The 22690-nt window shown below is 60.5% G+C and carries 18 protein-coding genes and 1 pseudogene; 6 read left to right on the top strand and 13 right to left on the bottom strand.

All coding sequences use genetic code 11. From position 1 onward, the window contains the following. Nucleotides 1-288: 288 nt before the first annotated feature. Nucleotides 289-546 carry a hypothetical protein gene (locus DID96_RS35400; RefSeq protein ID WP_124603828.1) on the bottom strand — a complete coding sequence of 86 codons (258 nt, stop codon included), beginning with the start codon at nucleotides 544-546 and terminating at the stop codon, nucleotides 289-291. A gap of 707 nt (nucleotides 547-1253) precedes the next feature. Continuing rightward, complete coding sequence (locus DID96_RS39675) at nucleotides 1254-2504, bottom strand: TniQ family protein (RefSeq protein WP_409333843.1); 1251 nt, start codon at nucleotides 2502-2504, stop codon at nucleotides 1254-1256. 265 nt (nucleotides 2505-2769) lie between these two features. Between DID96_RS39675 and DID96_RS35390 the strand changes: the two genes are divergently transcribed. Next, the gene (locus DID96_RS35390; RefSeq protein ID WP_124603826.1) at nucleotides 2770-3555 is read left to right on the top strand and encodes a metallophosphoesterase family protein; all 786 of its coding nucleotides are present in this window, start codon (nucleotides 2770-2772) and stop codon (nucleotides 3553-3555) included. Between the two features lie 59 nt (nucleotides 3556-3614). Here DID96_RS35390 and DID96_RS39250 read toward each other — a convergent pair whose 3' ends face one another. From DID96_RS39250 to DID96_RS35375, 3 genes are all read right to left on the bottom strand, one after another. Next, nucleotides 3615-4376 carry a hypothetical protein gene (locus DID96_RS39250; RefSeq protein ID WP_260464136.1) on the bottom strand — a complete coding sequence of 254 codons (762 nt, stop codon included), beginning with the start codon at nucleotides 4374-4376 and terminating at the stop codon, nucleotides 3615-3617. Between the two features lie 703 nt (nucleotides 4377-5079). Beyond that, nucleotides 5080-6369, bottom strand: coding sequence for a hypothetical protein (locus DID96_RS35380; RefSeq protein ID WP_124603824.1), 1290 nt, complete (start codon nucleotides 6367-6369; stop codon nucleotides 5080-5082). 549 nt (nucleotides 6370-6918) lie between these two features. Further along, nucleotides 6919-9156, bottom strand: coding sequence for a hypothetical protein (locus DID96_RS35375; RefSeq protein ID WP_124603823.1), 2238 nt, complete (start codon nucleotides 9154-9156; stop codon nucleotides 6919-6921). A gap of 791 nt (nucleotides 9157-9947) precedes the next feature. On the opposite strand from DID96_RS35375, the pseudogene DID96_RS35370 reads away from it, so the two are divergent. After that, nucleotides 9948-11291 (top strand): annotated as a pseudogene (locus DID96_RS35370) (chloride channel protein); the annotation flags it as partial. Nucleotides 11292-11758: 467 nt separating this feature from the next. Beyond that, the gene (locus DID96_RS35365; RefSeq protein WP_124603822.1) at nucleotides 11759-12091 is read left to right on the top strand and encodes a hypothetical protein; all 333 of its coding nucleotides are present in this window, start codon (nucleotides 11759-11761) and stop codon (nucleotides 12089-12091) included. Between the two features lie 143 nt (nucleotides 12092-12234). Here DID96_RS35365 and DID96_RS35360 read toward each other — a convergent pair whose 3' ends face one another. Both DID96_RS35360 and DID96_RS35355 read right to left on the bottom strand, forming a co-directional pair. Next, nucleotides 12235-12555, bottom strand: a complete 321-nt coding sequence (locus tag DID96_RS35360; protein ID WP_006478890.1) for a pyrimidine/purine nucleoside phosphorylase — start codon at nucleotides 12553-12555, stop codon at nucleotides 12235-12237. 213 nt (nucleotides 12556-12768) lie between these two features. Beyond that, nucleotides 12769-13671 (bottom strand): LysR substrate-binding domain-containing protein, encoded by a 903-nt coding sequence (locus tag DID96_RS35355; RefSeq protein ID WP_124603821.1) that lies wholly within the window; start codon nucleotides 13669-13671, stop codon nucleotides 12769-12771. Nucleotides 13672-13856: 185 nt separating this feature from the next. On the opposite strand from DID96_RS35355, the gene DID96_RS35350 reads away from it, so the two are divergent. The 3 genes from DID96_RS35350 to DID96_RS35340 all read left to right on the top strand — a co-directional run bounded on the left by DID96_RS35350 (nucleotide 13857) and on the right by DID96_RS35340 (nucleotide 17206). After that, on the top strand, nucleotides 13857-15038 hold the full coding sequence (locus DID96_RS35350) for a M20 aminoacylase family protein (RefSeq protein ID WP_124603820.1): 1182 nt from the start codon (nucleotides 13857-13859) through the stop codon (nucleotides 15036-15038). Between the two features lie 40 nt (nucleotides 15039-15078). Beyond that, nucleotides 15079-16401: an MFS transporter gene (locus tag DID96_RS35345; RefSeq protein WP_124603819.1), complete on the top strand. Its 1323-nt coding sequence runs from the start codon at nucleotides 15079-15081 to the stop codon at nucleotides 16399-16401. 262 nt (nucleotides 16402-16663) lie between these two features. After that, nucleotides 16664-17206, top strand: a complete 543-nt coding sequence (locus DID96_RS35340; RefSeq protein WP_124603818.1) for a cysteine hydrolase family protein — start codon at nucleotides 16664-16666, stop codon at nucleotides 17204-17206. Between the two features lie 15 nt (nucleotides 17207-17221). Here the strand turns inward: DID96_RS35340 and DID96_RS35335 are convergent, their stop codons facing one another. The 6 genes from DID96_RS35335 to DID96_RS35305 all read right to left on the bottom strand — a co-directional run. Continuing rightward, the gene (locus DID96_RS35335) at nucleotides 17222-18325 is read right to left on the bottom strand and encodes a porin (protein ID WP_124603817.1); all 1104 of its coding nucleotides are present in this window, start codon (nucleotides 18323-18325) and stop codon (nucleotides 17222-17224) included. Between the two features lie 56 nt (nucleotides 18326-18381). Continuing rightward, nucleotides 18382-18801, bottom strand: a complete 420-nt coding sequence (locus DID96_RS35330) for a DoxX family protein (RefSeq protein ID WP_124603816.1) — start codon at nucleotides 18799-18801, stop codon at nucleotides 18382-18384. A gap of 183 nt (nucleotides 18802-18984) precedes the next feature. Beyond that, complete coding sequence (locus DID96_RS35325) at nucleotides 18985-20271, bottom strand: cytochrome c (protein WP_124603815.1); 1287 nt, start codon at nucleotides 20269-20271, stop codon at nucleotides 18985-18987. 2 nt (nucleotides 20272-20273) lie between these two features. Beyond that, nucleotides 20274-21887, bottom strand: a complete 1614-nt coding sequence (locus DID96_RS35320) for a GMC family oxidoreductase (RefSeq protein ID WP_124603814.1) — start codon at nucleotides 21885-21887, stop codon at nucleotides 20274-20276. Beyond that, a complete protein-coding gene (locus DID96_RS35315) occupies nucleotides 21887-22390 on the bottom strand; it encodes a sugar dehydrogenase complex small subunit (protein ID WP_124603813.1) in 504 nt (167 codons plus the stop codon). The genes DID96_RS35320 and DID96_RS35315 overlap by 1 nt, the downstream gene beginning before the upstream one ends. Nucleotides 22391-22520: 130 nt before the next feature. After that, nucleotides 22521-22690, bottom strand: a 170-nt coding sequence (locus tag DID96_RS35305) for a transposase (protein ID WP_148094503.1), incomplete at its 5' end; no start/stop codon positions are given.

The following is a 22690-nucleotide window of genomic DNA, read 5'->3' as shown; positions in this document are numbered from 1 at the left end:
AAGATGCCGCCTATCACCTGGCGGCAAGCAGTCAATCAGTTCGCCATTCTGTTCGGCGAGCGATTCACCGCCGCCATCAGCTGAGATTTTTTAACCGACCTCAGCACACAAGATTTCTGACACCTCCGCTTACATTCGCGGACGGCCCACAACTGCAGCGGATGCCGCGTATCCTGTAGCTCCATGGCCGCATGAAAGCCCGGGTGCAGCCTTTCGCACAACGGTCCGAAATGAAACCGACATGGCTGGATATATAGCTATATCCAAGCTGCTCGTGGTCGATGTTGCTCACTTGCTTTCCTCCATCTCATCCGCAGATGCCCGTTTGCTCTCCTCGCGATGTCGTTCGTACAGTTCGTCTCGCAGCATCCGCTTGAGCCGCAGCCCCAGTTCGAATGGCGACGTTGTTCTTATTTCAACATACGCGCGCGGGGTCATAGCGTCGAGACTCTGTTTCAGGCCCTTGTCGATTGCGACCGCGAGCGCCCGCATCAGGCGTTTCTGGTATTTTCCGGCATTGTCTGCACGATCGGTCTTGATCCGCATTCGCAAACCCCGAGCTATGGCACGCTGCCATTGCGCCAAGCAAGAGAATATCTGGACGTCTCACCGACGGTCGGCGAGTAGGACTTACCTCATCCAAACGAACGTCGACTTTGACGATCGGTGGGACTTTTCGGGCTAACGCTCGGAATCTGAATTGCCAGCGATGTATCGTCGCAACTCCCAAAACTCCGGTTACCGAACCGGCGTGAACTAGGACCGGCGCTAAACTACGGGCACTCTAAAGCGCGGGTAGACCATGACGCCAATCCGGAACAAGCTCAGCGGTCACATCGGTCCATACGGCAATTCGCCAAGCCCTGATCGCCCAATTCCATACGTACTCGGCATCCGCGTCATACCCACCGGCACCGATGAGCTCGTAGCGGCGCCCGCTCGCAGTCAATGCAACCCGCCGCTCGGTATCGAATTGCTTGACCGATGTGCTGACTCGACCGTCCTGCGTCACCAGGTTGACCCCGACTAGGTGGAGAGTGCCATCTCCAGTTTTCCGAACGGACCAATGCGCGAGATAAATCGTCGGTTCGTCCTCGACTGAACTAGTCCTGTAAATGGGCATCTCGACAGCCTTAGTTTGGCGACAAACATGTTTGCAAATTCCAACTTGACCCACGCATTTGTATACGGCCACGAGTTCGCGCCTCCAGCCTCTTCAATCACCCAAGGTGACGGCGAAATGAACCTCGCGACTAGATGGCCCCTCCGCCGAATACGGCATAGAGCGTGCGAATCACTACGTGACGCCGCCACGGATTGATGAAGCAGGCGCTACCGCCGAGTGCTTCCCTCATCTCATCCAAGGTTGGCCGTCTCCCGCACGCCCGAAACTCCTCCGCAACCTTTAGAACCGACTGCTCAAACGACGCCTTTTTTCGTTGAGACTCCTCCGCCACATGTACCGCATAGGCACGTGAAAGTCTCGCGGCCAGCGCCGGCTCACTACGCCAAATCACGGTCGGGTCGATGCCTAAGCGGAGAGCGACACTCCGAACTGAAGCGCCTGATGGCTCGGCCAGTGCAGCATCCAGTCCGCGACGAAGCTCGCCCCGCCCAAGCGTTCGCTCGCTCCTTGCTCGATAACCGTCGAACACGGTCTCTCTCGGAGCACCTTGACAATCAAACCGCCCAGTCACAAAGATCTGCTCAGGGGTAGCCCCCGTGACCCACGCCGCTCGCAGAAACACATTCAGAGGTGCCGGTGCCGCCCCCTCTTGGTACTTGTTCACTTGTCTCGGGCCATGGCCGATTGCCTTGGCCATCGTGCTCCCACGCCCGCCGAAAAAAACATCTCGCAATGCCTGTACCGCCAAATCCGACGACAAGAACTGCGATTCGTCGAAGGTGGACGAAAGTTCCAACATCTGCTCACAGGTCCGCGCGTAGAACGTCTCATGCTCCGTCACTTGCAGAGCGACGTCCGACACCTCCGCGCGTCCCATCCACGAACCACAATAGCGGCAACATCCCACTCGTGCTGTCGCGGAAAACGTGTGCTGACGGCCGCGCCCGCATGCGGGGCAGACTGTAGCAAGGCGTGCACGATGATCAGGGCAGACATCTACCTCGCGGAACCTCCAAACCAATGGTTCGTATACAGGCTCCCCCTTGACTCTCATCTCTTCGAGACACACCGAACACCACGCACGTGAATCCCTCGCAAGCCTTCGAGGTGCGAGGACATCTCGCCACGGTAGTAACGTGCAAGTCTGGAGGTCTCTTCGCCCCGTAAATCGGTTCAACGCGTTCGCCCACTCCTCCGCTGCGCCAAGGGTACCGTCTATGATCGCTCCCTTTCGAACGGTAACGCGCTGAGGCAGTGCCCGCCCCTCGAAGAACAGCGGCGCGATCTTTTCCCTGTAGAAGTCAATGAAGCAGACCGAGATTTGTTCCGCGCAGCGAATTGCGAAGCTGCTCAGCTGTTCAACTCGCCCTCCACCCATCGATTGAGGAGAGAAATTCATGCTACTGCTCCATTTTTCGACGTACTATAAAACATGATATTCGATGAAGTTCGGATGTCAAGAAGACACACCGTCGGTCGGTCTTATCCAGGTCCATCTTGACTTCATCATGTTTTATAGTACGCTCAAAAACAGTCAATCCCCTCCCTCATCGGCCCCTTCACTCCTCGATCGGTAAAGGCCTCGATTCATTCATCATGTTTTTTGTACACCCCTGCGCAGCCTATCCAATTGGAGATCAGCCATGAGAATCCAGCTCGCCTCAGACCTGCATCTCGAGAAGTGGAGAGGCCAGAGGGGATTCCGACCGATCCCTGAAAAAACTGCCGCAGACGTCCTGGTGCTGGCGGGCGACATCGACCGTATCGAGCGGCTCGGTCACACGTTCGCAACGTGGCCGTCACCGGTTATTTACGTCGCGGGCAATCACGACCTGTACTACCGTCAGTATTGGCCAGCCATTCGCCAAGCAAGGGAGAAGTTCGCTAACACATCAATTCGTTTTCTTGAGCGCGAGAAGCTTACACTCGGTGGCGTGCGGTTTCTCGGTACCATTCTTTGGACCGACTTCAGCCTAACCCACAATCGAACCGATGCGATGGAGTGGGCCGAGGTAAGGTGCCCCGACTATGGCCTGATAGGATGGAACGGTCACCGAAATTTTTCTGTTGACGATGCGTTTGACGAGCACCTTGCGTCAACTTCGTGGCTGGAGACAGAGCTGGCTCAACCGTTTAGCGGGAAAACTGTGGTGGTGACACATCACGCACCACATCGATTCTCACTTGGCAACGTCGCTCTCTCGCTTGCTGACTGTCAGTTTGCAAGCGAACTCAGCTATTTGGCTCGCTGGGTCGATCTCTGGGCGCACGGACATGCTCATCGCTCGTCAGACTACAAATTGGGACGTTGTAGAGTGATATGCAATCCGGCTGGATCGCCGAAACGAGATGGAATTCGTGCAAGCGACGAATGTTGCTCAACGTGGGGAAATCCGAAGTACGATCCGATGCTCATAGTTGCCATCTGAGGCCCACGGATAACCCTCTTCGACACTTCGTCGAGACTCGATTCAATACAACGGAGCGGTCAACCCTCATCCTTCACGATTCGCGAGTACCCCTTGCCTCTCAGGAAGCGTTCATTGCTCCGGCGAACTGCGTCTCCAGCGACATGAGCATAAGATTCTTCTCTGATCAGCTCGAGCATTTCCCCGGAAAGTCTTTCGTGGCGCTGGAGTCCCAATGCGACTGCTATGTTTTGCCGACTAATCTCGAGCCCGGCACCATCTACTCTATTGATTCCATCCCTAATTTTTAGCCGTAGGGACTCGATGCGAGACAGGCAAAGTTGCTTCTTTTTTTCGACATACAGCCGCCCTAACTCAACCGTTTTCGCTGGGAAGAACCGTCGTAGCGTCTGGACATCGACACCGGTTTGTTTCGCGACGTCACTTGCGCCGATCAAATCATCAGACGCAAGCGCCATGTTCAGAAATTTTTCGCATCGCTCCATTTGATCCTCTCGATATCGTCTTTGCTTCTCGCTGTATTGATGAACGAGATTTGGAAACAACCTTCTGGCAGTTTGGTAAGTGGCCGTGTCTCGCCCACATGCAATCCACAATGAAGGATTCGGTTGTGATGCGAGCGTCGCCTGCAGCTTTGCCCCAAGCTCAGTTGGCTCATGTCGTCGTTGCGAGGCTCGAACTCTACCCTCCGGCGGCGTAAACGGTTCCAGCTGCAACAGGTCTCTAGGCAGTATCTGGACAGTCGAACAAATGTCGACCCACTTAGCCAGCGCCGGCTTCGCGATACCTCCAAGCCACGTATATATTTGATTGGTATCCACGCCAAGCCCCAACGACATTAGCCGCGTACTATCCTCAAAAAAATGATGTCGAAGCCGACGAAGCACCTCCTGGCTACCGATGTCACATCGAGGTTCCCGCTGAAAACTTGCGACGAGGTCGGCAACGTAAATGGACCGAAGATAGTCGGAGTCACTAGCTCGCTTACCGTGCGCAGCGCACCCGAGCCACGCTCCACACTTTGTGCAGCAACCGATGCGGCTTGTCGCGGTAAGTATCCGGAGATTACCTGCGCCGCACGCGGGGCACTGCGTTTCCAACTCTGTTTGGTGAACGATGCAACTACGATCCTCGGCAACACGCCACAATAGCGGCTCGTACACGGTCCTGAAATTCACGTAAGCGTGCTGGAGACATTGTGCGCACCATGCCTTGTAGCCTCGAATTATCCGTCGCCCCGATACCAGCCCTGACATCGGTTCGAACGTGTGATTTCGTAGGTCCCCCAACAGATGTCGCATCGCTTCTGAACTACCTATTTCATGCGATATCGGATTGATTCCATCTAATCCGTCAAACAATGCCAGCGAATTAGGCCAAGACACGCGCTCAGCGTCTGGACAGGCGGATTTGAGAAAATCGACTAGATCACAGACCACGACGTGATTGGCTTCCGCTGTTCGCACGAGAACGCTGCTGCTGCTCTCGACAAGCACATCACCGGCCTTCAGGGGATCAATACGTCTAATCTTGAGGTTCGCCATGTGGATGTAGTGGTCGATTGGATTGCTTGGTCCGTCCTACACGACGACGGCGTCCACGACGCCTCTTCGGCATCTCGGTTTCGACTGCGCCTGGTACGGCGGTAGCTTCGTCAGACGAGTCACCCGTGGTTGGCTCAGCGGCATTCGAGTCATCACTGGCCTTAGCGAAATCGCTTTTAGTCCCACTGCTTTCCGACTGACCATCGGTGCTCTCGCCCGAGGCAGCGCTTCGCTTCGATTCTTGACTTGTTGAATTGAACCTTGATGCAAAGTGGAGGTTGGCGTGGCGTTCAAATTCCACTCGCTCTGACTCGAATTCCAGAGCATCTGCAAGAGCAGCCTTTAGTTTCAGCTGTACCGTTGCCCAGGTCAGCCTTCCATGCACCCAAACACAGTCTTGCTCAAACGATGACTTCAGCGCATCAACCATGACCCCGATACGCGCATCTGCCATCGTAGCAATTTCGGAAGTGTGACTCTTCAGTAGGCCCTTTTCACAAAACCTCTCTCCAACCTTCTGTTCAAACGCGTCAAGCAGTTTGGCGATCTCATAGAGCCCGTCCTGGTCTGTCAGGTAACTTTTCATCTCGAGGTACTCTACGTTGACGTCTACCGCTGTGGCACAAAGTAATGCCAAGCCCGGACCTCCAACGAGCACCACTGGGTGCTTACCCTTGTCTACGAGACGCGCCAAAACAGCGAAGAACGTTTTTACTCTGCCAGATGATGAAAGTCTGTGAATGATGTGTGCGTGATCAATGAAGAAGGGAATGGCCTCTGCCGCCATGTCACTCGCTATCGCCGACAGGTAAGCCAACTCGGAACCCCTTTTATATCGAACCTCGCGAAGGTTTAAAGCGCCCATTTCTAAGGGTGGAATTGGAACCACGCTATCAGCTAGCCCACCAATGACAGGCAGCAATACATCTCTGCCGCCCTCTTTCCAGTTTATTGCCCCGTTGCGATCAAACGGTGGAACTCCGATTGCCAGTGAGCCAAGTGCCTTCCCAACAGTCGCTGCCCGATCGTCGAGAATTGCACGAACCGCCTTGACCACCGTGGACTTTTGCGTACGCCGTACTCCTGTGAAAACCACAACGAGTTTCGGCACTTCCGATGTAGCAAGCGCCAGTAACCCATTTTGCGCCTCAACGAAATAGCGATTCTTGTAGATCCAGTCGTTCAATTCAAGGCTCATCTTCCTAGCATCCGGATCCTCAACCGGAGCGGCATCGCTGAGTTTCCTGGCTTTTTCTCGACTCAAAGCCATACCTTCCTCCATTTTCTGGACCACGGAAGCCCGCACCGTCACGGTGCGAACTCAAATCGAATCGTTCGGGTCACAACTAACGCCACTGACATCGATCGAAGCGGAATGAACGAGCTTAAGGCCTCCTCTTGCGGGTTCCTTACTTGCGGAAGGACGCAACTCTGGATTCATTGCCAAAATGGTCTCGGCGTGACGGTAGCGTTTTTCCTGCCTGTCAACGTCATTCTGGATGTTTTTCAGCGCCTCCGCCGCGCATCGGTTTATGTCCCAAACATCACTGTCGTTACGCGAACTGGAACCCCTGCGGCCGGCACGAAGCTCACGCGCTTCCATATTCGCTGCCAAAACTTCGTTGTATGAGTAACACGAGAATAAATCAGCAAAATCTGACTTGGCAGTTATCCACTTTCCCGAATTTTCATTGATGGGAGTTCCGGTGCTTGCATTTGGTACGAAAAGATATGCGGTGCCCGGACTAAATCTATCCGGGTGAACAAAACAACGCCTGTCGACAAATGATCTTAGCTCGTCATCCTGGTACAGGATGTTTTATCCTACAACTGTTCCACCGGGGCGGATCTTGCGGCTTCCGTCATTGCTTATCGGTGGCATGTAGTACCTGCGCCAGTTTTGTGTTATCTTCAGCGGCTTGAGATGAAATTCACCGTTGTATTTGCGACTTTCCGCAATGTATTCATTAGGGGTGCGCCCGTCTGGACCTGGAGCGTTATATAAATGTTCGTAAAACAGCGTATCTAGATAGACGTTCAGTTCAGGCAAAGTCATCAAGTCCTTATTTCGCGCAAGCTTCGCCGCATTCAACCTCTCAAAATCCTGCACGCCTAGGTAACTCCCGACAACCCCCCGCAGCATCTGTACGCTTACTTTATGAAAAAACGACTCGACTTCCGAGCCGTGCCGTGGTTTATGGGCGCCGCGCCATGCAGCACTCGATTCTGCGCGACATAGGACGGCATGCATCGGCAGGCAGTCGAAATTTCCCTCGTTGTCCATGATCACAAACGGCGGCAAAAACCCGTTTCGCCTAATACATTCCAGCAAAAGCAGCTGTGTGGTTGAGGCGTTCGTCCGATGCATCGTGAGCACATGCGCCAGTGGAAAAATTGGCGAGATGTTTACCATGACAGTCAGCCAAAGTGCTTTCCCCTCGACAGGTTTGTGATGAAGCGCGTGCTCCAGACCGATGTCAATACTCATGTGATCAGCTTGCGCAACAGCGCAATGCAAGTCGCCGTCAAAGAATACGTTCTTCTTGTATGGTGAGAATTCGCTAAGCTGATAGCAGGCCGACTCCCCTTTACGAATTCGAATGAACAGAGTCGGCGAGTGGTTATGAACACGGATTCTAAAATTGTCGTACGCCATGACCTTGTCCAATCCGTATCCAGCGGCCAACACTCTATCCTTATAGACTTGGTACCACTTGCTGACTGTGCTTGTTGTGTTGCTTTGCTCCGCTTCTCGAAGGACGTCAACGAGAATGGATTCAGTCTCTGGAATCACTGGGCCGTGACTACCACGCATGTGAAAATTTGGACGAAGCGCCTCTAAGCGATCAAGCCCTTTCGCCTCAGCATGTTCCTTGCAGTTTCGCCAGTCCGCCAGGGTATCTACACTTATCGGCTTGCCGCGATTTCGATGCCAGTCTGGCCAAATCGGTTTGACATATCCACCAAGAACAGAATCGCGAAATTGCGCTTCCCGCAGTTCCGTCGACCGCATCGGAGGAATTGAAGTTGGTTCCACCGGCTTGCGCACTAATACCTTTTCTCGTTTCAGTAATGCTGCATTGGCCGCACTTAGATTGATCCGGTGCTCCCCCAGTAGGATCTCTAATCCATCCTTGGTCACTCTTCCGACCTTTGCTGGATTGCCGTAATATTGTACGTCGCCTCCTTCCTGGATGGTCTCGCCGTCCCCCCACTCGAGAAATCCGTTGTTGAGCGCAGCGCGTTGCCCGACGTACGACAGATATGCATTTTCATCCCGAAATACATAGCAGTTATTTATATCGAAATACCTCAACTCTGCGAGGGGGAAAAACAGCTGCCTGGTCGCCACAAGATGATTAAGATCATCTGCCGTTATTATTCCGTGATCAATCAAGTCCGCCTTGAGTGAAAAACCTACATCATTGAGGTGCTCCAATGTTCTCTGGCATGCAATAGGGTCTTTCACCTGATACGTAACGACAGCGTGCCGATACAGACCAGCCATGTTAGCTAGGATGCACTTCCCTAGGCTCTCGGACGAACAGACCTCGTAATCTATACCTAGATGCGCGACGGCCTCCCGCCTGACATCACTGACCCAGACGCCGCCCTCAAGGCGGAATACCGGATTATCCTTTTTGGCCTCCATTTCCAGATGTGCTTTCGGATAGACGTCTCGAAAAGCTATTCGCCCCTTATAATACGCAAGCACGAAGGGACGAAATTTCCCCTTGGATGTCGTCACTCCGTCTTTATCGCTCGCTACCGGCCGAGCTACCGTCCCCTCAAATACCCAAGTAACGTAATAGCGTACGGGTGAGTCATAGCCCTCCATCAGATACATAAGTGCCGATTGCCCGATGAAGTTATTGAGATAAGTTTGCCGCTGAGTCCCAATGCTCGAAATCGCGGCGCTGAGGCAGTGTGGGAGCGTCACCGGGCATGGTCCGAGCGGCTTTCTATCAAATGCTCCATATGAAAAATCCCTTCCGAGGGACGTCAAGGATGATCCTTCAAGAAGGAAATCGAGTTCCTCCTTCGATGGCTTCTTCATCACGCACTCCCTTGACGGTTTTGACGATACTGCGGAGTTAGTCACAAGAGGGAGCTAGTTTGAGTCGCCGTCGCGCTGCCGCCCCCTCTCCTTCGTGGTTATACGCACAAGATAGCCAAACTCAAAGGAAGGTCTAGTCATACCCCCAAGCTCTTTCATACTTTCCTTTTTATTTTATCAATTCCAACTAAAAGCAAATTTATTGCCTTATCAATTATAAGAATTTATTTGAAAACAAGACGAGACCTGCCTCAACCCGAACTTAACAACCACCTCGCCCTCCCAGCCGCCTAAAATTATCAAATTTCCACGCCACTGCCAACGCAACCAACTTGATAAGATTCCCGAAACCCCAGACAACATGCCGAGTTTATTTACAACTACACTCAGAAATTAATATTAATTGATAAAATTAGTTAACGAGATGGTCAGCCGAACGCCGACATTTTCAATTCCGGCAATTAAATACAGGGCGCGATTTTCTTACGCTCGCATTCCGCGTTGAAGACTTTTCAAATCTCAGTAACGGCCAGCAGTCGACCTGGCCGCGAGCCGTCATAACCCCGTCAGCCATGAGAATTAATCATGAATCTGCGCTTTATGAACCCGATTGTGGCGACGATCCACGCAAGATGTTTGCGGACTTAACCGGGTTCGCTCGCTAGAATGCCGCCCCAATCGGGTTCACGCGCACGGAAAAATCATCACTTGCGCTTAAAAAAGCGACGATTTTGATCAAATTGGCGGGTGTAAACGGGTTCAGGGAAGAACTTTATTGGGGTTTTTTTTCATGCGTGAAGGTCACCGCCGCCGAGCGCAAGACGCTGCTCGTCGCGGGCGCCGCCGCCGGCATGACCGCCGTGTTCGGCACGCCGGTCGCCGCGGTGCTGCTCGCCGTCGAACTGCTGCTGTTCGAATGGCGCCCGCGCAGCTTCCTGCCCGTCGCGCTTGCCTGTGCCGTGGCCGGCTTCGCGCGCGTGGTGTTCTTCGGCGTCGAGCCGCTGTTTCCGCTGACGACTGCCGCGCCGTCACCGGTCGCGCTGCTGTCGTGCGTGGTCGCGGGGCTGCTGTCCGGCATGCTCGCGTGCGGGTTGTCGGCCGCGCTTTACCGCGTCGAGGACACGTTCGCGAAGCTGCCCGTGCACTGGATGTGGTGGCCCGCGCTCGGCGCGATCGTGATCGGCATCGGCGGCTGGCTCGAACCGCGAGCGCTCGGCGTCGGCTACGACGTGATCGGCGACCTGCTGCACCAGCACATCGCACTGAAGATCGCACTCGTGCTGCTGATCGTGAAGGCCGTGATGTGGGTGATCGCGCTTGGCTCGGGCACGTCCGGCGGCGTGCTCGCCCCGCTGCTGATGCTCGGCGCGGGCCTTGGCACCGTGCTGTCGCCGGTGCTGCCGGGCGGCGATCCCGCGCTGTGGCCGCTCGTCTGCATGGCCGCGACGCTCGGTGCGACGCTCGGCGCGCCGCTGACCGCGATCGTGTTTGCGTTCGGCCTCACGCACGATACGAACGCGCTGCTGCCGCTGCTCGCGGCGACGCTGATCGCGCACGGCTTCGCGACCGTCGTGATGAAACGCTCGATCATGACCGAGAAAATCGCGCGCCGCGGCTATCACATCTACCGCGAATACGGCGTCGATCCGCTCGAACGGCATGACGTCGGCGAGGTGATGACGCACGCCGATGCAATCGTCACGATTGACGGTACGTCGACGCTCGAGCACGTCGAAACGCAATACTTCGGCACGAAGCAGACGCACCGCGCCTATCCGGTCGTACAGAACGGCCGCCTGCTCGGCGTCATCGATCGTGCGCACCTCGACGTGCAGCGTGCGCAGTACACGCCCGATACGCCGGTCGCGAACCTGCTGCCCGATCGCGCGCCCCCGGTCGCGCTCGCGCACGAGACCTGCCGCCTCGTCGCGACGCGTCTCGCGGTGTTCGGCCTCGAACGCCTGCCGGTCGTCGACGATGCGCAATCGCTGCGCCTCACGGGCCTCGTGTCGCGCAGCGATCTGATCAAGCCGGCGTTGCAGCACTTCGACGAAGAACACAAGCGCGAGCGCTTCCGGCCGATCATGCCGGCCAACACGCGCCGACGCCTCGGCGCCCCGCACAAGGCCGGCTGATCCGGCCTGCCCTCTCATAGCTGCCGGCCCCCGCCGGCAGCGTCACCGATCTCCGGAACGTTCGCGCGTGCGCGATTGCGAACGTTCACCGCGTATCGAAGCCCCGCGTTTAAAGTTGCTTGACAGTTCGACAGACGAAAGTTTGTCATCATGTGTCGCATGCGACGGGGCCTTCACACATTCAGTCCACGATAACGAGTCGTAGCGCGGCATGCATCATCGATGCCGCCCGCCACGGCCGACACCCTCACACAAGCTCGGGAAGCGAGACCACCACGTGACGCTGCAAGTCACCGCGCGCGTGTGCGAACGCGTCGCATGCGCTACGCGCGGCATCGGATCCACCGTTTGGCAAGCGCATTAACATCTTGTTTCGGAATTGCCGGAACCCGGTTCGCACGGTGCGATCTCACTTGTGCAGTACTGCTGCGCATCCCACTCATCAATCACGACCCGAGGGAGATAACGTGAAATACTTACCGCTCATCGCATTGACTGTCGCAATTTCTGCTCACGCGGCCGATCCGTCGCCGGCCGTGCAAAACGTGGGACAGAGCCAGAAACCCGCTCAGGAAGTGTCGGCATGTATCGCGAAGACCTGGGCAGACAAATCCCAGCAACAGGTCGTCTCGCAGAACGTGCTCGCGAACGGCCTCGCAACCGACGTTTACGCACCGGGCCAGCAACCGCCGAATGGCGCCGCCGCGATGGTCCGCCCGGCGCAGACCGCCAGCGCGAAGACGTGGGTCGGCCTCCGCGGTGCGGGCGCCGATGCCGGCGACATCAACGCCTGCCTGTAACGCGCCCTTCGGACGGCCTCGCGCCGTCCTCGACGACACGAGCCCCGCGTTGCGCGGGGCTTTTCATTTTGACCGCCGGCGCGCTTCACTGCGCGCAAGGTCGGCCGGATACCGGCGCTGCGCGGCAGCGCGCGCCGACGTCGTCACAGATAGCTGCAGACGTAGTCGAGCGTTTCCAGCACTTCGATGTCGAAGCGGCTCTTGCCCGGCACCGAGAACGACTCGCCCGCGCCGTAGGTCTGCCATTCGCTGCTGCCATCGAGCTTCACGCGGCACTTGCCGGCCTGCACTTCCATCAATTCGGGCGCGTCGGTGCCGAAATTGAGCGCGCACGGCAGGATCACGCCGAGCGTCTTGCGCGTGCCGTCCGGAAACAGCACGGTGTGCGATACGCACTTGCCGTCGAAGTAGACATTGGCACGCTTGACGACCGACACGTTGTCGAATTGGGTTGCACTGGTCATGTGACGCCTCTGAAAGCTGGAATCTGATTTTCGATGTTGTTGGAGATCGGCCGACACTGCCGGCCGGCCGGCCGTAATGATACCGGCTCGCGGGCAGCGTGACGAAATCGCGTGTTGCGAGGAGGTCGCCCCGCGTGCGCGGACGCATCGCGGCTGCGGGCTCCGCAACATGATAAGGATCACTAGATAATTCATCGGGGGCGCCTCCCCTGTTCACCGCAACCCTTGCCGCCGCGCGGAATCGCGCAGGCAGTCGAGCAGCATCGATGCGGCCGGCGTAAGCGGACTGTCGCGTCGCGTGATGACCTGCACGGATACGGCCGGCAGCCGTTCGCGGATCGGCAGCACCGTGAACCGGTCACGCGCCCAGTTGGCATCGAGCAATTGTTCCGGCATCGACGCAAGCAGATCGGAACCCGTCATCAGACTGTGCGCGAGCCCGAAGCTCGGGCACTCGACGATCCGCGTGGGCACCGGCAGCCCGTTCGCGACGAAACAGTTGAACAGCACCTGCGTCGAGCTTTCCGGCGACGGGTTCATCAGCCAGTCGGCATCGACGAGATCGGCGAGCGACGTGGCCGATGCGAGCGGATGCCCTTTGCGCGCGACGATCAGCGAGCGGCTCGAATAGAGTTCCGCGTGATCGAACTCGGCCGCGAGCAATTCGGGCACGACGACCGCCACCGCGAAATCGAGCGAGCCGTCGTGCAGCCGCGGCAGCGCGACGCCCGGAAAGCCTTCGACGAGACTCACGCGGGCAAACGGGAAGCGCCGGCGAAACGCGCGGAACGCGTCGGGCAGGATCGTCACCGCGGCGGCAGGCGTGATGGCGGCCGCGACGGATCCCGTCATCGCGCCCTGTGCCTGCTCGATGTCGTCGCGCGCGCGCTGCATCTCGGCGACGATCAGCCGCGCGCGCACCTGGAGCTGCTGGCCGAAGCCCGTCAGTTGCACGCCGCGTGCGGTACGCACGACGAGCGACACGCCGAGCGCGATCTCGAGTTCCTTCACGGCCTTGGTCAGGGCCGCCGGCGATACGTTCAGGCGCCGCGCAGCCGCGCGGATGCTGCCCTCCTCCGCGACGGTGACGAACGCTTTCAGCTGATGATATTTCATGGCACAGCGCGTGATTCGTGAAAACCCGGATGCCCGTCGCAGGCTTTCGATCAGGGTGTTCCCTAGCGGCAACCGGTGGTGAGCACCAAAGCAATTTATCAGCTTATGGTGCGCGAAAGAAATTTATATGCTTCGACGTCATATGCGCGTCAAACGCCCAAGTCAAGCGCCCCACAGGAGACTCCATGCAGCCAGCGAACCCCGTCATCCCCGGCATCGCCGCGATCGCACCCGACCTGATCGACGTGCGCCGCAGGATTCACGCGCATCCCGAGCTGGCGTTCGAGGAAACGCTGACGAGCGATCTCGTCGCCGAACTGCTTGCCGGCTGGGGCTACGAAGTGCACCGCGGCCTTGGCAAGACGGGCGTCGTCGGCGTGCTGCGCGAGGGCCAAGGCCAGCGCACGATCGGCCTGCGCGCCGACATGGACGCGTTGCCGCTCGCGGAAGCGACGGGCCTGCCGTATGCGAGCCGCCATGCGAACAAGATGCATGCGTGCGGCCACGACGGCCACACCGCAATGCTGCTGTGCGCGGCGCGACACCTCGCGGCGACGCGCAGGTTTTCCGGCACGCTGAACCTGATCTTCCAGCCCGCCGAGGAAAACTTCGGCGGCGCGAAGGCGATGATGGACGACGGCCTGTTCGACCGCTTCCCGTGCGACGCGATCTTCGCGATCCACAACATGCCGGGCCGCGCGGCCGGCGACATGGCGTTCCGCACGGGTGCTGCAATGGCGTCCGCCGACCGCGTGACGATCACGCTGCGCGGCGTCGGCGGCCACGGCGCGATGCCGCACTATGCGCGTGATCCGATGTCGGCGGCCGGCAGCATCATGGTCGCGCTGCAGACGATCGTCGCGCGCGAGGTCGATGCGCAGCAGGCGGCCGTGATCACGGTCGGCAGCGTGCAGGCCGGCGAGACCTTCAACATCATTCCCGAGACCGTCGTGATGAAGCTGTCGGTGCGTGCGCTCAGCGCCGACGTACGCCAACTGCTCGCGCGTCGCATCGACGCGCTCGCGAAGGGCCAGGCCGACAGCTTCGGCGTGACGGCCGACGTGCAGTACGACTATGGCTACCCCGTGCTCGTCAACCACCCGGAGCCGACCGCGTTCGCGACCGACATCGCGCGCCAGATGCTCGGCGCCGGGCGCGTCGAGGCCGATGCCGCGCCGCTGATGGGCAGCGAGGATTTTGCGTTCATGCTCGAAGCGCGCCCCGGCTGCTACGCGTTCATCGGCAACGGGATCGGCAGCAAGGGCGGATGCATGGTGCACAACCCCGGCTACGACTTCAACGACGACATTCTCGCGATCGGGGCGAGCTACTGGGTCCGCGTCGCCGAAGCCTGGCTCGCGGCCTGACGATCCTTCATCACGCAGTCTCGCGTTCATCGGGAGCTCCATGGAAACGTCCGCCCTCAATTTCGCCGGCACGCCGGCCGACGCGCGCGCCGCCGCGAAGAAACGCCGCCTGATCGCCGCCGCCGCGGTCGGCAATGCGCTCGAGTTCTACGATTTCACCGTCTACAGCTTTTTCGCAATCCTGATCGGCAAGCTGTTCTTTCCGGTGCACTCGTCGTTCGGCCAGCTGATGCTCGCGGTGGCGAGCTTCGGCGTCGGCTTCGTCACGCGGCCGCTCGGCGGGCTCGTGATCGGCATGTATGCGGACCGCGTCGGGCGCAAGCGCGCGATGATCGCGACGCTGCTGCTGATGGCGCTCGGCACCGCGACGATCGCGGTCGCGCCGACCTATGCGCAGATCGGCATCGCGGCGCCGCTACTGCTGGTGCTCGCACGCCTGCTGCAGGGCTTTGCGTCGGGCGGCGAAGTGGGCGCGTCGACGACGCTGCTGGTCGAACAGGCACCGCAGCATCGCCGCGGCTTCTACGCATCGTTCCAGTTCTCGAGCCAGGGGCTCGCCGCGCTCGCGGGTGCGTTGACGGGCGTCGCGCTGACGTCGACGCTGAACGCCGCGCAGCTCGAAAGCTGGGGCTGGCGCGTGCCGTTCGTCATCGGCACGCTGTTCGTGCCGGTCGGCTACTGGTTGCGTCATACCGTCGAGGAAGTACCGGCCTCAAAGCCCGCGATGCCTGCGAAGCAGGAGAAAGTCGCGTCGCTGCCGCTTGCGGATGTGCTGCGCCATCACGGCAAGGCCGTGTTCGCGGGGCTTGGCGTCACGATCGGCGGCACGTCGATCCATTACATCATCGTGTTCTACATGGCGATCTACGGCGTGCAGGTGCTGCATCTGCCGACCTGGCTGTCGATGACGGCCGGCTGCGTCGCCGGCGCGATCCTGATGCTCGTCACGCCGATCGGCGGCCACCTGTCGGACGTGTACGGCCGTAACCGGATCGTCTGGTGGACGCGCGTCGTGCTGATGGCCGCGATCTATCCGGCATTCATCGCGCTGAACCGCTGGCCGGGGGCCGCGTCGCTGCTGTCGATCATCGCGGCACTGTCCGTCGTGCATGCGATCAACATCGGCGCGACCGGCGCGATGCTCGGCGAACTGTTCCCGCGCGCGGTGCGGGCGACGGGCGGCGCGCTCGTGTACAGCGTCGGCGTCGCGATCTTCGGCGGCTTCGCGCAGTTCTTCGTCACGTGGTTGATCGCGGCGACCGGCAATCCGAATGCGCCCGCGTGGTATGCGATCGGCTGCGGCGTGCTGACGCTGCTCGCGCTGCGCTGCATGGATGAAAAGGCGGGCAAGTCGCTTGATTGACGGATGGATCGACAGGCCCGCGACCGGCAACTGGCAACTGGCCGCAGCAATCACGCAGTTGACGCCAGGCCGCCGCGTCCTGCATGATCACATGCATGCACAACGCCCCGACCCTCGTCACTACCACGCGCACGACCGCCTTCGGCGGGCCGTGAGGCGAGTGCACGCAAGGTCGTAGCGTCACCCAGCCCCCAAGGCCCCGCCGGTTCCGGACGGGGTCTTGTCGTTTCTCCGTCCCGACCGGTCGTTCAGGAGAAACGCCATGTCCGAAGCTGTCCCACTGAAGCGCGCCCTGCTGATCGTCGACATGCAGGTCGGGTTGTTCCATGGCCCCGACCGGCCGCACGACGGCGAACGCGTGCTCGCGAACATCAACCGTCTGATCCGCGCGGCACACGACGCCGACGCACCGATTTTTGCCGCGCGCCACGTCGGCCCGGCAGGTTCGCCGCTCGATCCGAACGGACCGCTCACGCCGCTGCTGCCCGAGCTCGAGGTGGACCGGGCGTGCGATATCGTCTTCGAGAAGATGCGGCCGAACTGCTTCGCGGGCACGCAACTCGCCGAATGGCTGCATGCCGCCGGCGTGCATGAAATCGTGATTGCCGGAATGAAGACGCAGTACTGCATCGACACGACGTGCCGCGCGTCAGCCGATTTCGGCTTTCGCGCGGTGCTCGTCGCCGACGCGCATACCTGCATGGACACGCCGGCACTGTCGGCCGAGCGCATCGTCGCACATCACAACGCGACGCTGGACGGACCGTTCGCGACGCTGACGACGACCGATGCGTGCACGTTCTGATCCGGCACGCGCCGATCAGAAGTTGTGCATCATCCCGACATACGCGCCCGTCTGCGACTCACCCGCCATCGGGCTCGTGTTCGGGTTTGCGTCGCGCGGCGTCGCCAGCAGCGAGAAGTTCGAGTTCCCGCTATTGCGCACGTACGCAACGGTGCCGTACAGGAACGTGCGCTTCGACAGGTTGTAGGTCGTGCCGAGCACGTACATCATCGCGTGCCCCGACGGATCGTGCGATGCATCGCCGCCGCCGTCACCGACCTTCACGTAGTAGCCACCGCCCGTCACCGCCCATTCCGGGTTCGCGGTCCAGGTCGCGCCGAGCCAGTAGTGGTCGGCACGATCGGGGACGCCGGCCGGGCTGTCGGGCGCCTGGTAGTGCGTATACGCGCCCTGGATCTTGAACTGCGACACCTTCACGTTCGCGCCGACGAAGTATTCGCGCGAGCTCGAGAAGATGTTGCTGAACTTGCCGTTGCGGTCGCGCAGTTCGTCGTAGATCCCGCGCACGTCGAACAACGGCGAGTGATACGAGATCATGATCCCGTCCGAGCGGCCGAAGTCGTCCGGCGCGCCGTAGTTGAAGCCGCGCGACTGGTTGCCGAACGCATACTGCGCCTGCACGTCGAAGCCGCCGATCACCGGGCTGTGATATTCGATGTTGTTGCTGGTCTGCTGCCAGTTGCGGCCGCGCACGAGCGACGCCGACGAAAACGCCTGCTGGACGAACGGATCGAATTCCCACACGCCGTCGCTGTCGATGAACAGGTTGCGGCCGGCCTGCAGCTGCCCCCACGAATTGCTCTTCAGGCCGACATACGCGCGCCGCGACCACATGCGCCCGCCGCCCGTCGTGCCGTTCATCACCTGGAACGCGGTTTCCAGGTCGAACACCGTCGACAGCCCGCCGCCGAGATCCTCGAAGCCCTTCAGGCCGAACATGCTGGTGCCCCAGTCGCCGCCCTCCGCGCTCCAGCGCGTCGCGCTGCCGTTCGGCGTCGCGATGTGGTTCAGGTATTCGACGCCGCCGTCGATCCGGCCGTAAAGCGTCACGCTCGTCTGCGCGACAGCGGCCGCGGGCGCGGCCGCCGCCATCAGCAATGCGAAGTGTTTGACTCGCAAGGTATTGCCCCCTCGGTATCTTCACCGTACGGCGCGCGCCCCATGCGCGCGCCCGGTCAGTCGCGATCGATCGAAAAACGCCCGGGGCCGGCCGCGCAGAGCGCGAGCAGGCCGCCGGTGATCGCGATGTTCTTGTAGAAATTGATCATGTTGCTCGCCTGTTCGGCACCCGACATCGTCCAGTAGTGGTGGCCGATGAGCGCGGTGCCGACCGTATAGAGCGCCAGCAGCAGCGCGAGCGGACGCGTATAGAAGCCGAGCAGCAGCGCGATGCCGACGGGCAGCTCCATCACGACGGCGATCACGGCCGCGATGATCGGCGCGGGAGCACCGACTTTGCCCATGTACGCGATTGTGCCGGAGAAATGTGCGAGCTTCGGCCAGCCGAACAGGATGAACAGGATAACGATCAGGATGCGGGCAAGCAACAGCAGCACGTCGCGCTGGGACGCGAGAAAGGATTGTCTCGGTATCATGGTGTCGCTCAACGAAGGGGATGCGCGGCAGCCGCGCATCCGCGTGTCAACGAACCAGGACGGGTGGCGGCGATCACCGCCCGTCCTGCTCTGCAACAACCGCATCGGGCGCCGCCCGATGTGCTGCGCGCCCTCCTCTCGAGTAAGTGTGCTGCCCGCCATCGCGCGCCGCGCCACGTCAGATCAACGCAGCTTCGCGACGTCCTGCTCGGTCACCTTCGCGCCCGGATTGCCGAACTGTCCGGTCAGGTAGTTCGTCAGCGCGGCGATCTGCGCATCCGACAGCTCGTGACGGAACGCCGGCATCCCGACATCCTCGCTGCCGGCCTTGCGCTGCACGCCGTTCAGGATCACCTGCACGAGGTTGGTCGAATTCGACGCACCGACCGTCGAGTTGTGGAACAGCGACGGATAGTAGCCGTCCGGCGTGCCCTTGCCCTGCATCTGGTGACACGACGCGCAGTTGCCGAGATAGAGCCGCGCCGGATCGATGCCCGACGCCGCGAGCGCGACGCCGCGCAGCCGCAGGCCGTCTTCGGCGGGCTTGCCCCACGCGGAACGCGGCTGCTTCACGCTGCTGTCGGCAACGGCCGGCACCGTGCGGACGTACGTTGCGATCGCGCCGATGTCCGCGTCGGTCATCTTCGAGAAGCTGTGCTCGACCGCCTCGGCCATCGGGCCGGCTGCTTGCGCGACGCCCGGCACGCTGCCGGTGCGCAGGTACTGCGCGAGCTGCGCCTGCGTCCAGCCACCGATCCCCGCGTTCGCGTCCGACGTGATGTTGTAGCCGTCCCAGCCCGCGAGCAGCGAGCCCGACAGGAAGCTGCCGCCCGTCTCGTCGAGCGACTTCTCCTGCATCGCGAAGCCGCGCGGCGTGTGGCACGTGCCGCAGTGCGCGAGACCCTGCACGAGATACGCGCCGCGGTTCCACTCGACGCTCTGCGACGACTTCGGCTCGTACGCGCCTTCCTTGAAGAACAGCCAGTTCCAGATCTTCAGCGGCCAGCGCATGCTGAGCAGCGCCGGGATCTCGTTCTTCGGCGGCATCTGGCTGACCGGTGCGACGCCGTGCATGAAGTACGCATACATCGCCTTCACATCGTCGTCGTTGATCTTCGCATACGACACGTATGGCATCGCCGGATACAGGTTGTCGCCGTTCTTCGACACGCCATGCCGCAGCGCGCGCTCGAAATCCTCGAGCGTCCATTTGCCGATGCCTGTGTCCGGATCGGGCGTGATGTTGCTCGTGTAGATCTTGCCGAGCAGCGGCACCGGCATCCCGAGACCACCCGCGAACGGCTTGCCGCCCTTCGCGGTGTGGCACGCCATGCAGTCGCCGGCAACCGCCAGGTATTCGCCGCGCTTCACGAGCGCCGCATCGGCACTGCCGGACGCGTCGTCGGCGCGGGCCAGGCCGGGCAACGCGAGGCAGCCGGCCACGAGGAAGGAGAGAGTATGTTTCAGCACGGTCAGACTTCCTTCTTCAGCGTGTCCGAGATCCGCAGCGCGAGCGCCGCGATCGTCAGCGTCACGTTCACCGTGCCGACGGTCGGCATCGTCGCGCTGCTCGAGATGAACAGGTTCGCGTGATCGAACGTGCGGCAGTCCTTGTCGACGACCGAGTCGCGCGCATCCGCGCCCATGATCGTCGCGCCGGTGATGTGGTTGTTCGGCGCGAACTCGTCGTTGAACACGACGTCCGTGCCGCCGAGCACCTTCGCGGCCGTCGCGTAGACCTCGCGCGTATGCACCGCGCCACGCTTCACGTAGTCGTCGATCGCGTAGGTGATCTCCGGACGCGGAATGCCGATCGCATCGGTCGCCGTCTTGCTCGGCACGATGCGGTTTTCCGGCTGCGGCAGGATCTCGTGGAAGCAGTCGAACTGCACGTAGCGCGCGGAACGGTCGCGAATCTGCGCGTCCAGCTCGGCGGGCTTCAGCAGCTTGCCGGCCTTGAAGATCTTCTGGGTTTCCTGATCGACCCGCGAAATGTTCGACAGGTGGATCTTCTTGCCCGCCTCGGTCGCGCGGAACGGACCGTCGCGGAAGCCGATCAGCGACGTCATTTCCTGCGGGCCGCGGCCCGGCCACAGCTTCTCGCTCGCGTAGAACGACACGCCGGTGCCCGGATGGTCCATCAGGTTGCGGCCGACCATGTCGGAGCTGTTCGCGACGCCGTGCGGGAAATCGCGGTTCGCCGACATCAGCAGGATCTTCGGCGTCTCGATGCCGTTCGCGGCCAGCACGAAGTACTTGCCCTCGACGCGGTGGTCCGCGCCCGTCTGGTCCTTGTAGACCGCCGCGGTGATGCGCTTGTCCGCGCCCGTCTCGAGCTTGTAGACGACCGCGTTCTCGATCAGCTTCGCGCCGGCCTGCTCGGCCTTCTCGACGTGCACGATGCCGTTGTACATCGCGCCGATCGGGCAGATCGGCATGCAGTTGTTGTTGCCGCAACAGGTCGGCCGGCCGTCGTACGGGCGGCTGTTGCGCGCGACCGGCTCGGTCACGACGTGGAACTTCGGGTCGTAGTTGTTGAGCGCGGTCTTGATCGTCAGCTCGTTGTACGACAGCGGCAGCGGCGGCATCGGATACGCCTGCTTGCGCGGCGAGTACAGGTCCTCCTCGGGCCCCGGCCCCCACACGCCGAGCTCTTCCTCCGCACGCTGGTAGTAATGCTCGATATCGTCGTACTGGATCGGCCAGTCGCGGCCGACGCCGTACACGGTCTTCAGCTTGAAGTCGTTCGGGATGAAGCGCCACGCGGACGCGGCCCAGTGCCACGTCGTGCCGCCCACCGCACGGATGTACTGCGAGTTGAACTTGTGCTCGCCCTTCAGGATCAGGTAATCGTTCGGCGGGCCGTATTCCGGATGCGGCGCCCACCGGCTCGACGGATACGGCGCCATGAAGTCCATCTTGTCCGCCTGGTTGCGGAAGCGCTCGACGATTTCCCAGCGCGGCATGCGCGGGCCGGCTTCGAGCAGGATCACCGACTTGCCTGCCATCGCGAGCTGATGCGCGACGATCGCGCCCGCGACCCCCGACCCGACGACGACGACGTCGGCTTGTTGTGTATCGGCCATCAGGCTTGCCTCTCGATCGGTTTCTCGGCCCAGAAGCCGGGTTTGTTGGGGCAATACGAACGGATCACGAGCGTGTCCGACACGACGCCGAACATTAATGCTTCTTCGTAGGTAATCACGACGTTGTCGACGATGCCGAGGTACCACGCCTCGAGCGTCTTCAGCGCAAGCGCTTCCTGGTCGGGATTCAGCGTGCCCGCGGACAATGCGCCCGCGAGTTGCGACAGGCTGTCGGTCGTCTTGAACGAACCCTTCTGCAGCGCCTGCAGCAGGCGCTCGCCGATCACGCGGTTCAGCCCTTTCTTGCCGGTCAACGCTTCGGACAGCGTCATGAAGGTATCGAGCGGCGCGGCGCCCGGGTTATCGGCCAGTGCCTTCAGCGCGAGCGAGCCGGTGAGGCCCGCGGCAGTCAGCGCGAGTGCGCCCTGCAGCCATTGGCGCCGCGTGATGCCTGCGGCAGCGTCGCCGGCGCGACGCGAATGGGGAGTGTTGTCGTTACGCATGCTTCCTTCTCTCGAACGCCAGATTCGGGAAAACCACTCTTGATATTTCTCAAAATTTGGCGCGGGCCTGAAATGTACGCGCACAATTCGGATCGGACAATCTTTTTGGCTCTTTTGAAATCTGAATGGGTTATGCGGTATGCGGGTTGATCGAAGTGAAGTCGAGCTTGCCTGCGATCAGGAACAGCACGGTGCGCATAGTTTCGAAGTTCGTGTAGCCGCGAGCACGTCGTTTGGCGGCCTGAAACAGGCCGTTGATGGCTTCCAGGAACCCGTTGGTCTGACGTGTCTGGGACCAGG

Origin of the sequence: Burkholderia sp. Bp8963 (assembly GCF_003854275.1) — a bacterium.
Taxonomy (GTDB): Bacteria; Pseudomonadota; Gammaproteobacteria; order Burkholderiales; family Burkholderiaceae; genus Burkholderia.
Note: the sequence above shows the minus strand (reverse complement) of the source record. Positions and strands in the feature narration are given on the sequence as shown.

What these genes read in the sequence shown, in the direction of transcription:
- DID96_RS35355 (WP_124603821.1), bottom strand. Translation starts at nt 13,671, where the DNA reads ATGAAATATCATCAGCTGAAAGCGTTCGTCACCGTCGCGGAGGAGGGC.
- DID96_RS35345 (WP_124603819.1), top strand. Translation starts at nt 15,079, where the DNA reads ATGGAAACGTCCGCCCTCAATTTCGCCGGCACGCCGGCCGACGCGCGC.
- DID96_RS35400 (WP_124603828.1), bottom strand. Translation starts at nt 546, where the DNA reads ATGCGGATCAAGACCGATCGTGCAGACAATGCCGGAAAATACCAGAAA.
- DID96_RS35380 (WP_124603824.1), bottom strand. Translation starts at nt 6,369, where the DNA reads ATGGCTTTGAGTCGAGAAAAAGCCAGGAAACTCAGCGATGCCGCTCCG.
- DID96_RS39675 (WP_409333843.1), bottom strand. Translation starts at nt 2,504, where the DNA reads ATGGGTGGAGGGCGAGTTGAACAGCTGAGCAGCTTCGCAATTCGCTGC.
- DID96_RS35375 (WP_124603823.1), bottom strand. Translation starts at nt 9,156, where the DNA reads ATGAAGAAGCCATCGAAGGAGGAACTCGATTTCCTTCTTGAAGGATCA.
- DID96_RS35330 (WP_124603816.1), bottom strand. Translation starts at nt 18,801, where the DNA reads ATGATACCGAGACAATCCTTTCTCGCGTCCCAGCGCGACGTGCTGCTG.
- DID96_RS35360 (WP_006478890.1), bottom strand. Translation starts at nt 12,555, where the DNA reads ATGACCAGTGCAACCCAATTCGACAACGTGTCGGTCGTCAAGCGTGCC.
- DID96_RS35350 (WP_124603820.1), top strand. Translation starts at nt 13,857, where the DNA reads ATGCAGCCAGCGAACCCCGTCATCCCCGGCATCGCCGCGATCGCACCC.
- DID96_RS35315 (WP_124603813.1), bottom strand. Translation starts at nt 22,390, where the DNA reads ATGCGTAACGACAACACTCCCCATTCGCGTCGCGCCGGCGACGCTGCC.
- DID96_RS35340 (WP_124603818.1), top strand. Translation starts at nt 16,664, where the DNA reads ATGTCCGAAGCTGTCCCACTGAAGCGCGCCCTGCTGATCGTCGACATG.
- DID96_RS35390 (WP_124603826.1), top strand. Translation starts at nt 2,770, where the DNA reads ATGAGAATCCAGCTCGCCTCAGACCTGCATCTCGAGAAGTGGAGAGGC.
- DID96_RS35320 (WP_124603814.1), bottom strand. Translation starts at nt 21,887, where the DNA reads ATGGCCGATACACAACAAGCCGACGTCGTCGTCGTCGGGTCGGGGGTC.